The following is a 12155-nucleotide window of genomic DNA, read 5'->3' on the forward strand; positions in this document are numbered from 1 at the left end:
GGCTTACTTGGCCTCCTTGACTTGGATTAACTGCGCTTTGATACCCGCTAAGCTCGCGTTGGTTTTTGCTCGCACCCGCTCTGGTGTGTCTTTGTCAAAATCTGCTTTAATACGTAGCACGTAGTCAGCTTTACCATCGGCTTCTTTAGTAACGTCTTTAGGCCACAACTGGATTTTTGTAGAGATAAGATCGCCACTTGCAAGCGCCTTACCGATAGGCGCGCCCTTATCATCAGCCTTGAAAATCTCGGTATTGAACTTTACGCCTTGACGCGGCGCTAATAGGTCACCTGCTCCCTCAGCTTTAGGATCGACTCTAAAATCAGCAACCATGTTCTTGCCGTCCAAGGCCACATCCAGCGCAATATCTCGCCCCCACGTATCTCCTGGAACAATTTTGTCCTTGGTGGTATCAACTATGGTTCCGCCCCGGATACCATTAGCAGATATGTCGCGGACTGCGCTTTGACTGCCGACTTCGTTTATGTCCAGATTGCCCGGCTCGATAATCACTTCCGTAGCCCTTGCAGAATCCTTCCAATAAGCGCCCGCAACGGCCGCGCCACTCGCCCCCAGACTTACCGCAACTGCCAACGCCGCTAAAGCGGCGGCATATTTCTTAGTTCTATTCCTCAAAATTATTTCCTTACGTCTAACTAGGTGCAGCGTTACCCGCATATATAAAGAAGCTCCGGCAAATACATCTCAACGTCTCTGTAACCAACCCCGCGCAAGTTGAATCTTGTAGCCCACCCCTGGAAAACCTGTGTGGCCTATCGCACTTACAGCCAGGCACCAGGGTGTCATGGTGACACCCTGGTATCGCAGATGCTATGACTTCCCTCACACGCCTGTTATGCTGCTCGAACCTGCCCTAGCCAGGTGGCAAGCCCGGTTGCTTTTTCGGCACCATCGGGAACCAGCGTTTTACTGCCCGCCCCGCGCGCCCCGACTACTAGCCGCATCCATTCCTCAGCCTGTTTTGGCATTACGCCCATACCGGCCAATAGTCGATCTTCTTTCACCTTTTGGTATCGGTGAGCTGGCTTATTAGCTGCCGCTATTTGCACTACTCTGAGCGTGCCTGACCACGCTAAGGGGGCAGGCGTGCCGCCCTCGATTAGCACCAGCACTAGTGCTACTAGCGGGCGTGAAGCCAGTAGCACCTCGAAATCTACAAGATCGTTAGCATCTAGGCCGCTTGCTACCGGTACTGCGACTTTACGGGCAAACTCTAGGTCTGAAATCTCTACATCTCCCAAAAGTAGCGGGGTGCGTTTTTGGGAATCTTTCTCTGCCTGTACCTTCCGGAAAGCATCCAGTAGCACTATCCTCCACGGATCGGATGAGCTGATAATATCGGCGCGAAGCACTCGCACTGACTCCCATGCCTGCGCCAAAAGATTAGCCGATACGAACTTGCACCTCTGAGCTAGGCCGCGCGATAGCTCATTAACCACCGTGGCACGGGCAGCATCATCCCAGCACCGCTCATGCGCTACCCGCAACGCTAGTTGCAGAGGGTCACGCTTAGTTACCCCAATAAAGCGATAATCTTCTACCGGCAACACCAATGCTGGCTCTACCTGCGGCAATATGTGCATTCCCATACGAGAAACCGTAATCGACCCACTAAGACCCGCCACCCAGTTTTGTGAAATCTCAAGTAAACCCGCGCTTTGTAGCCATACCCAAGCCCGCGAAATAGAACTGACAGAATACCCGGTAGACTGAGCCACATATTCTTTGGAAACCCCAAGGGCTACCCCGCGCGAGTCCACCCAGCGGGCAAGCTCGAATAGCCCAGCTCTAGCAGGCTTGGATAACCCCTGCTGCAAGCTAACCCAGTTTGCTGCCTGCACAGACATTCACGCCACCTCGCTCTCCCAGCCCGTCAATCAGCCGCACCGCCCCGAACCTCATTCCGAACTGTTGAACCACCCCGGCACCAACCAGGCGGGAAAGCACGCGCTGCACGGTGCGCACGTTATACCCGGTAATCTCGGCCACCCGAAACACTGGCTGTTCCACAAAACCCGCTTTATCTGCTAAAACAGATAACACTAAGGCTACGAACCTCGCTGTTGGAGCATCCTCCACTTCCCAGACCGCGCGGCGAAAGCCTCCCGGCTTAAACCTTTTTTCAGCCACGGCTATCACCTGCCCGCACGGCTTTTCTAAGTGATTGCGGCACTGACTCGCCCGCCAAAATCGCTTGATCAAACACGTTTCCGTGTACGGCTAATATCCGTTTGGCCTGTTCGCGCCAGTGTTCTTCATTACCAACCGCTGATTCATTAACTCCAAGCACTGCCGGGGTAAAAAACCATGCCACTTCCCTCGCGGTAGCCACAGTCAACGGCTCTGCATCACGTTCTTCTTCCTCCAACGGCGGAACTACCTGTGGTTTTGTTGTTAACTGGCCGGGAGGGCAAACAGGGGTATTTTCGATCCGCCAACACACCAGGCCGGAAAGATTTTTCACCATATCGGGCAAAGGGTCTTGCCCGATAAATCTTTGCAATGCCTGACTTGACCAGCCATGATCTAGTCTCTCGCGCAGCAGGCAAGTTGCGATTATCGCTGCCGAAGTGGACAGGCCACGCATCGGCTCAGGCAGGCAATCTCGAATCACATCCCAGTCCGGCTCACTTGGCCTGGGGTGCATACTGCCCGCATCGCAGCTTTGCTGCAAGCGGGCAGAAGTATTTTCACATTCATTTCCAACCAACCCGGCCTGCACCCGGACAGGTGACGCTTGGGGGGTAGGGGGGTTGGAATTAATTAATTGACGGTTATATGAATCATATGGTTGCAGTAATTTGCTGGTGTGGACACCGCTATTTTGCGGCTGTGGAGCCACACCCGCAAAATTTGCGTCAGTGGCGCTACCAGCGCAAACACTCTTTTTTGCCACACCCGCAGAATTTGCTGGTGTGGACAGCGGCGGAATGTTTACCGGGCTTTTTCGATCCCGGCGAACCCGGTAAGTGGTACCGCACCGATGCTTATGCGAGGGTCTACCCTCACACGCGCCCTCCACCGAATCGCACCACCGATACCTTGCCTCCCGCTCGATAAAGCCTTTAGCCTCAAGCGAGGCCAAATAGTCGCTCAAAGACCTGTCCGAACAAAGCGCCCGCCTCGCTATCTCATGGCGGGCACGCCAGGTAATATCGTCATCATTAGCGAACTCTGCCAAAGCCAACAGAACTAGCTTTTCGCCGCGATTAACACCCGTGACTTCATCAAACGCCCACGTAAACGCCCTAATACTCATGACACACCACCCAGACACCGGGCGGTTGGACACGGGGAAACCACACTCACCAGCGGGCCGAAAACACCCTCAGCCACGCCCTGCAATATCTCGGCAGCATCCCTAGCTATATCCGCAACAACTAAAACCTCTGCCCTACCAGAAACCGCTACATCACCACGCACCAGCGCGCGGGCAGCTTCTTCCAAGCCTTGAGCAAGCTCAACAACACCGCAATCTTTACACACGATAAGCTCCAAAAAAGACAACAAAAACCTAACCCAACCAGCTAAAACACCGCTGGTCAGGTGAAATAAAAACAAGAAACTAAACGGGAAATACCCTTAAAAACAGAAAATACAGCTAACCTATAAACACCACCCCCTCAAGGGTGGCTTTACACATGAAAACAGCCGGTACCGGGGAGAAAGTGCAAAATACCCGGTACCGGCCAGGCACGCCAAGGCGCGCCTAAACCCCTCCACCACAGAGGGGAAACTCAAAACTCTAGCCAGCGATAGCACAGCTACTCAGAACCGCTATCAGGGAACCCCCCAACATAGGGGAATTCCACCGGCTTTAGCCGTTCCAGATCGGCAGGGCAAAACAACATCCTTCCAGTTGCAGTTTTCAGATGTCGCAATCGCCCCCGATTCGCCCATCGGCGCAGCGTTGAAGGTGACACACCAGTCACCTTTGCCGCAGACGTGGTACCTAAATACTTTTTTTCGTGCAATTCTTGTACGTTCACAACATCACGATAACAGTATTACTTAGAAAAAAACAATTACTTTCGTTTACCATTTGCACGCTTGACGCAAATGAGCTATACTTAAGACATGGATGCAATAGATACCAAAACTTCAACTGGCTTTGCGAAAGCCGATGCAGCGGTTGGCTTATCTATCGCGCTTTACCTACAAGCAGGAACTATTACTAAGCAAAAATTAGCCGATGCAATTGGATTATCTCGCGCAACAGTTTCTCGAAAAGTTTCCGGCCATGTTGGCTGGTCTTTAGAGGAAGTCATGGCTGTTGGCGAGTATTTAGGGGTAAGCACTTCCGATCTTTTACCTCACCGGACAGACGATGGCTCTTGGCTACCTGCGCCTTTTAACCCTGCGTTCCTGAGTCGGGGAATTGGAAAAACCCCGTCACCGCTGGATCACAACGAGGACGGGGTTTGGCGCGCTCGACAGGATTCGAACCTGCAACCTTCTGATCCGTAGTCAGATGCTCTATCCGTTGAGCCACGAGCGCATTTGCCGTTGCCTTAGCAACTACCCCAGTTTAAGACAGAGCCAATAAGCCCTCCAAATTAGCGACAGCTTATTTAATATGATTCACACCCCGGCTCACTCCGAGGAAAGCTACGCGTGGGGTCTGGGTTTTTCCTCCCGCCCAAGAATTTGGAAAAGGTAGCGACGTTTTCCAAATTCTGATGCCCACCGCACCCACTCGGATAAAACCTAGGCTCCACGCTCGCTGGTACCGGTATCGCATCCGTAAGGGTTACACGCAGAACAGGAGTCTCGCGAGATACGCAATGAGCGTGCAGGGGTGGGCGTGGGGGAGAAGTTTTTCCTCCTGCCCAAAATCTAAAAAGCTGTGGCTTTTTAGATTTGCTTATTAAGCCCGGGAAAAGTTCTGATTTATAACCAGGTATCCGAAAATTAGTCTTGCGATTACTAAGCTGTCTAGCCTGCTCGGATAAAACTTCTCCCCCACGCAAGGGGCACAGCTTGTGCGGGATTTTCGCAAGGTACGTACTGAGCGTGCAGGGGCGGATTTATGCCGCAGGGTAGGCTCCGGGCACTAAATCCGTGAAAATGCCAGAGCATTTTCCGGATTTCGGGGCGAGAGGCAAAATCCGCCCCTGCGCGGCACTTTTAAGCGACTAATACCGGCAAACTAATCGGTGACGAACTGCATGAACAGCTCATTTAAGGCCTGGGCGTCCTCATCGGTTTTGCAGATAACCAAGATAGTATCGTCACCGGCAATGCAGCCGAGCACCGCATCAAACCAGGCCATATCGATCGCCCCCGCGAGTAGCTGAGCTCCTGCCGCGGGGGTGCGCAGCACGACCTGGTTATGTACCACTGCAGACGATACCAGCAGGTCTTGGCACCATTTAGCCAGCTTTTCATTACCGGGATCTTCTTGTCCTCGCCGTACTCGCACCGGATAGGGTTCGGGCAGCATGTAGATAGTTTTCCCACTGCTAGCGCGCACTTTGGTGGCACGTAATGCTAAAAGATCCCGCGACAGGGTGGCTTGGGTGGTGGGGATTCCCCGTTCAGCCAAGTGGGTTAGCAGTTGCGACTGGCTAGAGATTTCCTGTTGGCTGAGGATTTCGCGAATCGCTTCTTCGCGCGCGGCCTTAGTGGTCGGTACGGTTGCCATGCTCCTATCTTCTCATTACATCCGCTCGGGAGCAGTAACTCCGCAAAGATCCAAACCATTTTCCAGCACTTGCCGCACGGCCTCATTCAGGTGCCGGCGCGCTACGTGCGCGGCGGTTATTTCTTCACCGGAGCGAGGAATCACGCGGCACTGGTTGTACCAGGTGTGGTAGCCGGCCGCTAGTTTCTCTAGGTAGCGAGGTATCCGATGGGGTTCGCGTTCTTCCGCGGCCAGTTTGAGCTCTGCCGGGTATTGCGCCAAAACTCCGAGCAAATCCTTATCGGCCTGGCTAGAAAGTGCAGAGGCCTCATATTCACCAGTGGCTTTCACTCCGGCTTCATCGGCGTTACGGCCTACTGAACAGGTGCGGGCATGAGCATATTGCACATAGTAAACCGGGTTTTCATTGGTGTGGGAGCGCAGCAAATTCAGGTCAATATCGACAGTGGAATCCATCGATACTCGCACCAACGAATAGCGGGCAGCATCGACTCCTACCGCCTCTACCAGGTCATCTAGAGTAATCACCGTGCCGGCGCGTTTCGACATTTTTACTTCCACGCCGTTTTCTTTTAGATTCACCATCTGCCCGATAATGATCTCTAGGCTCTCCCCCGGGTTACCCCCGAAGGCCGCGCACATGGCATACATCCGGTCGATATATCCGTGGTGGTCAGCCCCCAGAATCAAAATTTCGTGGGTGGCTCCCCGGCGCTGTTTGTCCCGATAGTAGGCAATATCGGCTGCGAAATAGGCGGGATCGCCATCCGATTTCAAGATCACCCGGTCTTTATCGTCCCCGTATTTAGTGGACTTTAGCCAGGTGGCGCCGTCTTGCTCATAGATTACGCCGCGGGAACGCAGCTCTTCGATCGCGTCAGTGACTGCCCCGGAAGTGTGCAGCTCGTCCTCGTGGAAGAAAACATCAAAATCAGCGCGGAAATCATGTAAACAATCTTTGATCTCGCCAAACATCAAGGTGGTGCCGGCTTCCCGGAAGTATTCTTCCGCCTGCGCTTCCGGCAGCTCCGCTAGTTGCACGCCCTCTGCTTTAGCGCGCTCAGCCACTTTAGTGGCAATATCGAGGACGTACTGCCCGCCGTAACCATCCTCGGGCACCTCTTTGCCCTGCCAGCGCGCCAGAAGCGATTTGGCGAAGCGGGTGATCTGGGCGCCGTGGTCATTGAAATAGTATTCGCGAGTAACTTTTGCCCCGCTGGCCGCCAGGATCCGGCTGAGGGTGTCGCCGACGGCTGCCCAGCGTCCTCCCCCTAAATGGATGGGGCCGGTGGGGTTGGCGGATACATACTCTACGTTGATGTTTTGCCCGCTCAAGGCGTCGCAGTGTCCGTATTGTTTACCGGCCTGCAAAATCGTGGAAACTAGTGCCCCGGCCGCGGCTGCTCCCAGCCAGATATTTACGAATCCCGGCCCGGCCACCTCGGTTTTCGAGACGCCTGCTACCTGGTCAAGCTGGGCGGTAATTATGGTGGCGAGGTCGCGCGGAGCCATACCTGCTTTCTTTGCCAGCTGCATAGCCACGTTAGTTGACCAATCGCCGTTATCGCGTGAACGGGGACGCTCAACTTTCACGGTTTCCGGGATAACATCCGGGTCTAAACCGATTTCGTCTGCCTGGGTGACAAGAATCTGGCGGATTAGGGCACTTAGTTCTTCTGGAGTCATGCTTTAAGCCTAGACTGCCAGGCGTATTTCTCGCCAAATCTGGCGAGCTAGCCCACAATGGTAGCCAGCTGGCACAATGGGGGTATGAGTGAGCAGGTTTACCACAAGGTTGATAATCGCCATCCCGAGGCTCTGGAGCTTGAAGAACTAGGGCTAAAGTGGCTGGCAGAGCCGATGGATAAAGGCGGGGCGCACGTAGCACGGGTTGCGGCTTCTGGTCGCGGGTTTTTAGACACCGAACTAATCCCCTCTACCGCTATCACCAGCGAGGCGGCGCGGGCTTTCGGGGCAGCACTAGCGATTACCCACGCGGGCGGAGCCGATTGGTACGGGCAGCCCCCTCTAGGCTATTCCGGCCCCGGCTACATGGGTCGCTCCCGCCTAGAATTAATTTATGAGGACGCCGGGCAAAACTGGGGTGAGTTTTTCGCTGATCACCGGATTATGCCGAACCTGCCGCCCGCTCTCGATAATGGTTCGATCGATCCGGCCGGAGCTGCAGTTTTAGAGCGGCTGGCAGAGCGGTTGCGGGACGGAATCTTCGACGTTCCCCAACCGGCTCTCGTAAAAACTATGGCCGCCAGGATCCACGGTGACCTGTGGACCGGGAACGTAATGTGGGCGCCCTCGGGAGCTTTAAAGCGTTTTCCAGCTAGGGTGGGACGGGGCTCGCACCTGGATCAGCCCCTTCCCGAGGTAGTGGGGGTACTTATCGACCCGGCTCCCTCCGGCGGACACGCGGAGACTGATTTGGCGGCGCTGGGAGTATTCGGCCAGCCCTATCTGGAGGAGATCTATCAGGGCTACAACCAGGTCTCTCCCCTGGCTTCCGGGTGGCAAGAACGCATCGGCCTGCACCAGATTCATATGCTGGCGGTACACGCTAACCTGTTCGGAGGATCTTACGGCCCCCATACTGTGCAGCTAGCTAGCCAATATTTGTAAAACCGGAGAGCGCCGCGGCGTGGCCGGCGGATTTTTTTGCTTACCGAAAAACGCGGGGACGATTTCGGGCGCGATCTTTGCGTAGCTGGCAAACGGGTTAGGCTAGTTTCATGAATCACATTGTTGCCTTAGTTATGGGAGTGCTACTGCTAGCCGGTTCTGCCTGGATACGTCATGGCAGTGCGAGGGCGCGTTTTTGGATACCGAAGAAAAAGAAAGATGTTTCTCGCTCTGGCATCCTGATTATGGATGAACGGTGGGTATTAGTGTTCCTACCGGCACTGGGGTTATTCTTTTTGGCGATCGGAGCGACCCTGCCCGCAAACGCCACCCCGAAACCTGTCAACTACCTGCTACTGACAATCTGTCTAATCAGTGCATTAATCGGACTGGTGGGGATTATTTGGGGGTTAACCAACCTGTATTATCCGCAGGGGCTGCGGCCAGCTTGGCTGCGCGCCTACTATCGTCAGCTGGGATTTGCGCCTTCCCGCGGTACTCGTTTGGCACCGGCCTGGTACCGCGAACAGCTGCAGGATGATAATTTCGAGAATCCCCGCGAGAATCAAAAAGACCAAGACCGGATAATTACGAGCGAGGAAAAACCGAAAAAATCTCACCCCAGCCAGCAGAACCGCAAGAAACGGCGCCCCCACTAAAACCGCTGACTGCGGCCGGTAGTTAGATGACGGTAGCTAAATCAAAACCAAATTGGCATCCAGAAAACATCCAGAAAACATCCAGAGTGGGAACAGTTGCTGGTGTCAATATGGGGACACAATAGATAAGAGGAGATCGAGATTCATGACTAATAGCAATGATTCGACCCAACCCCAAAACGGTAGTAATCCGATTGACGACTGGGAAATGGACGATTGGCAAAGCGCCGGCTGGCCCGGCGAAATCCCAGAACCTAGCGGCGACAGTTTTCCGCCGCAGGATTCCGGGAACGCCGGCAGCTTTTACGCTAGCGAGGCCGAGAAGGCGCGTCCCGAATTGACCGGCAGGATCACCGATATTCAACCTGGCACCCCAGCTGTTAGCGGCGAGGCGACCTCCTCGTACAGGGGGATCAGTCCCCAAACAGATCAGGCTTTCTCCCCTGGGCAGACTGCTTCTGAGGATCACTCCTCCCCTTACAGCTTCGGGATTAACGAGTCCTCCCCCTCGCAAACCACCAGTTCCTTCGCTAATGACTTTGGCGGGCAACCGGCGGCAGATACCGCTGATTACCCCTACTCCCCCTCCCCCCAGGGATCATTTTTACCCCCCGAACAGCCCGCTTGGGAACCATCCCCCATGCCGGCTAAACGCAAAGAAAAAACTAAACGTGGCCCCGGCTGGCTGGCAACTATCGCGATTGCGGTAGCCGCTGCCCTGTGTGTATGGCTGCTGCCTTCCGATTGGGGTTCACGTACTACCTCTCTAGGTAAATCTCCGGTGAAAGTGGCGACCGAGGCTCCGGTCACCCAGGCCAGCGCCAAGAACACCAACTGGGAGACAGTTGCCAAAGCAGTCCAGCCCTCAGTGGTAGCGATCCAGGTAGCTTCCGGTAATTCTGGAGAGACCGGATCCGGGGTGATTTTTGATGAGGCCGGACACGTGATTACCAACTACCACGTAGTAGCCTCCGCGATTTCGGGCAACGCAAAAGTCCAGATCGAGCTATTTAACGGGAAAATCTATGACGCGAAAGTTTTAGGTTCCGATGCTTCTACCGATTTGGCGGTACTAGAGTTCGTGAGTCCTCCCAAGGATTTACAGATGGCAGCGCTCGGTAGTTCCACCGGTTTGCGGGTAGCTCAGCCGGTAGCGGCCATTGGTTCTCCGCTAGGACTAGAAAACACCGTTACTATCGGAATTATTTCTGCCCTCGACCGTCCAGTAGTAGTCAACCAATCATCAGAATCAGAAGGTTCGGGGATACAGATTCCTGGCCTGAATGACCGTTCCGGTGCTGGCCAGCAGGTAGTTACTAACGCTATCCAAGTCGATGCCGCGATCAACCCTGGTAACTCTGGCGGCCCCCTTTTCGATGCCTCCGGGAAGGTTATTGGGATTACTTCCTCGATTGCCTCCCTAGGATCCTCCAGTGGCGGTCAGGCGGGCTCGATTGGGATTGGTTTCGCGATTCCGGTGAATCTGGTGCGTAACGTTGCCGACCAGATCATTACTTCCGGAAAAGTTACTCACGCGATGTTGGGAGTGACGATTGACACCGCGGTTGCCAAGATCGGGGGCGAGTCCCGGATGGGAGCGCGGGTTTCCTCGGTAGTTCGCGGCTCGGGCGCTGATCGCGCCGGCTTAAAGGAAGGCGATTTGATTACCAAGATCGATGACTTCCAGGTGGGATCCGGAGTGGCGCTAACTGGCTATGTACGCTGGTACAACCCGGGAGACAAAGTGAAACTCACGGTGCTACGCCAAGATGGCACCCACGAGATTGAAGCCGAACTGGGAGCACAAACTAGCGATAGGAAGTATAGACGCTAGCTAATGATATAAGTTGAGCCCGCCGGGTTTCCGGCGGGCTCAACTAATATCTAGAACTCTAGGAGAAGATGGAGCGGAAGAATCCGCCGAACCAAGAGAATACTCGCACGAAGAATACTCGCACTTTCACTACGAAGCTATCGGAGTCATCGCCTTGCTCATCCGGCTGGGTAGTCGGCTCTGGTACCGCAGTAGGCGGCTCATCCGGAAGCGGAGCCTCCGTAAAGGTAGGTTCCGGGGTAGTAGGTTCTACGCTCGGCTGCGGATCCGTGGTGGGCTCGGGAGCCGGAGTAGTTGGATCCGGGGTTAGCTGGGGTTCCTCAGTAGTTGGATCCGGGGTTGGCTGCGCAGTTTCACTGGGAACCTCCGGCTGAGTCGGTTCGCTCGTAGGTTCGCTGGTGGGCTCTTCGCTGGGCTCAGGAACAGCGGTAGTCGGATCCTCGCTGGGTTCAGCAGTTTCACTAGGATCTGGATCCGTGGTCGGCTCGGGTGCCTCGGTTGTCGGATCCTCGCTGGGCTGAGGTGCCTCCGTAGTGGGATCCGGTGTCGGTTCAGCCGGTTCCGATCCCGCCGGGTATCCGAGATGCTTTTCCAAACCCTGCAATGCCAAGGCAACGTCAGCATCACTAATCGGGTTATTGAAGTCTTTAACTCCCGCCATGCCGGCGGCCATTAAATCACCCTTACAAGTATGGTCAATCCCCAAAAGATGCCCCAGCTCATGGGCAACCGTAGACACCTGGGTAAGCCAACCGCTGCGATCTAAACGCAGATACAGCAGCCGCTGCGCGGCATAAGCGGTACCAATCGCTTTGCCTTCAGAATAGGGAGAGTCAATTACCCGCACTGGGCGATCAGCCATCGAGTCCACAAACTTAAATTTGACTTTCCCGCCGCTGCGCTCGGTCCACATCTTGGTGGCCGCCTCAATCGCCGGCCGGAACTTTGTATCCCCCAGATACAGCGACAAAGTATAAGAATCAGCGCTGGTAGCACCAATCAAAAAGGTATCTATATTGGTGATGGGTTGCCCTTTAGCTACCTGATTATGCATTACCCGGCATTCGCGCACCGTAGGAGTGCGATCCGCCGCCTGCACGTTCTGACTCCCCGAGACTGCAAATAGTCCCCCCAGTGCCAGACCCACCATCGTTAAGGTGGCTACCAAAATGTTCTTTTTTCGACTCATACTCATACTGAAATCTTACCAATCGGTAAGATTAAAGCAAGGTGATAATCTCATTTTTGTTGAGAACTTGGCCATAACTGACGGTTGGTCTAGTTTTATACTCTAAACCCCCAGCTAAAAGCGGCGGGGGGGGGGGGGGGGGGGGGGGGGGGGGGGGGGGGGGGGGGGGGGGGGGGG

13 protein-coding genes and 1 tRNA gene are annotated in these 12155 nt (G+C 54.8%); 4 read left to right on the top strand and 10 right to left on the bottom strand.

Features of this window, described 5'->3' with window-relative positions; all coding sequences use genetic code 11:
• Positions 1-3: 3 nt before the first annotated feature.
• From L0M99_RS08210 to L0M99_RS10015, 6 genes are all read right to left on the bottom strand, one after another.
• Entirely contained in the window at positions 4-636 is a 633-nt protein-coding gene (locus L0M99_RS08210; RefSeq protein ID WP_238128338.1) for a hypothetical protein, read from the bottom strand.
• Positions 637-854: 218 nt separating this feature from the next.
• The gene (locus L0M99_RS08215) at positions 855-1868 is read right to left on the bottom strand and encodes a hypothetical protein (RefSeq protein WP_238128339.1); all 1014 of its coding nucleotides are present in this window, start codon (positions 1866-1868) and stop codon (positions 855-857) included.
• Positions 1840-2151 carry a helix-turn-helix domain-containing protein gene (locus L0M99_RS08220; protein ID WP_238128340.1) on the bottom strand — a complete coding sequence of 104 codons (312 nt, stop codon included), beginning with the start codon at positions 2149-2151 and terminating at the stop codon, positions 1840-1842. Before L0M99_RS08220 ends, L0M99_RS08215 begins: the two co-directional genes overlap by 29 nt.
• Positions 2144-3280 (bottom strand): helix-turn-helix domain-containing protein, encoded by a 1137-nt coding sequence (locus L0M99_RS08225; protein WP_238128341.1) that lies wholly within the window; start codon positions 3278-3280, stop codon positions 2144-2146. Before L0M99_RS08225 ends, L0M99_RS08220 begins: the two co-directional genes overlap by 8 nt.
• The gene (locus L0M99_RS08230) at positions 3277-3507 is read right to left on the bottom strand and encodes a hypothetical protein (RefSeq protein ID WP_238128342.1); all 231 of its coding nucleotides are present in this window, start codon (positions 3505-3507) and stop codon (positions 3277-3279) included. The genes L0M99_RS08225 and L0M99_RS08230 overlap by 4 nt, the downstream gene beginning before the upstream one ends.
• 278 nt (positions 3508-3785) lie before the next feature.
• On the bottom strand, positions 3786-4010 hold the full coding sequence (locus tag L0M99_RS10015; RefSeq protein WP_425304315.1) for a helix-turn-helix domain-containing protein: 225 nt from the start codon (positions 4008-4010) through the stop codon (positions 3786-3788).
• An 88-nt stretch (positions 4011-4098) separates the two neighbouring features.
• Here L0M99_RS10015 and L0M99_RS10020 point away from each other — a divergent pair, with 88 nt between their 5' ends.
• A complete protein-coding gene (locus L0M99_RS10020) occupies positions 4099-4488 on the top strand; it encodes a helix-turn-helix domain-containing protein (RefSeq protein ID WP_425304316.1) in 390 nt (129 codons plus the stop codon).
• On the opposite strand, the gene L0M99_RS08235 is transcribed toward L0M99_RS10020, so the two are convergent.
• The 3 genes from L0M99_RS08235 to argS all read right to left on the bottom strand — a co-directional run bounded on the left by L0M99_RS08235 (position 4444) and on the right by argS (position 7351).
• Positions 4444-4519: transfer RNA gene (locus L0M99_RS08235), tRNA-Arg, on the bottom strand. The genes L0M99_RS10020 and L0M99_RS08235 overlap by 45 nt on opposite strands.
• A 651-nt stretch (positions 4520-5170) precedes the next feature.
• Positions 5171-5665 (bottom strand): arginine repressor, encoded by a 495-nt coding sequence (locus tag L0M99_RS08240; RefSeq protein WP_024059825.1) that lies wholly within the window; start codon positions 5663-5665, stop codon positions 5171-5173.
• Positions 5666-5680: 15 nt separating this feature from the next.
• Positions 5681-7351, bottom strand: coding sequence for an arginine--tRNA ligase (gene argS, locus L0M99_RS08245; protein ID WP_024059826.1), 1671 nt, complete (start codon positions 7349-7351; stop codon positions 5681-5683).
• Positions 7352-7435: 84 nt separating this feature from the next.
• Here argS and L0M99_RS08250 point away from each other — a divergent pair, with 84 nt between their 5' ends.
• From L0M99_RS08250 to L0M99_RS08260, 3 genes are all read left to right on the top strand, one after another.
• Positions 7436-8296: a fructosamine kinase family protein gene (locus tag L0M99_RS08250; RefSeq protein ID WP_038110436.1), complete on the top strand. Its 861-nt coding sequence runs from the start codon at positions 7436-7438 to the stop codon at positions 8294-8296.
• A gap of 110 nt (positions 8297-8406) precedes the next feature.
• The gene (locus L0M99_RS08255; protein WP_024059828.1) at positions 8407-8955 is read left to right on the top strand and encodes a hypothetical protein; all 549 of its coding nucleotides are present in this window, start codon (positions 8407-8409) and stop codon (positions 8953-8955) included.
• A 145-nt stretch (positions 8956-9100) separates the two neighbouring features.
• Positions 9101-10789 (top strand): S1C family serine protease, encoded by a 1689-nt coding sequence (locus tag L0M99_RS08260; RefSeq protein ID WP_238128343.1) that lies wholly within the window; start codon positions 9101-9103, stop codon positions 10787-10789.
• A 58-nt stretch (positions 10790-10847) separates the two neighbouring features.
• Here L0M99_RS08260 and L0M99_RS08265 read toward each other — a convergent pair whose 3' ends face one another.
• Positions 10848-11984: a hypothetical protein gene (locus tag L0M99_RS08265; RefSeq protein ID WP_238128344.1), complete on the bottom strand. Its 1137-nt coding sequence runs from the start codon at positions 11982-11984 to the stop codon at positions 10848-10850.
• Between the last annotated feature and the right edge of the window lie 171 nt (positions 11985-12155).

It is taken from the genome of Varibaculum cambriense (genome assembly GCF_022133705.1).
GTDB lineage: Bacteria > Actinomycetota > Actinomycetes > Actinomycetales > Actinomycetaceae > Varibaculum > Varibaculum cambriense_A.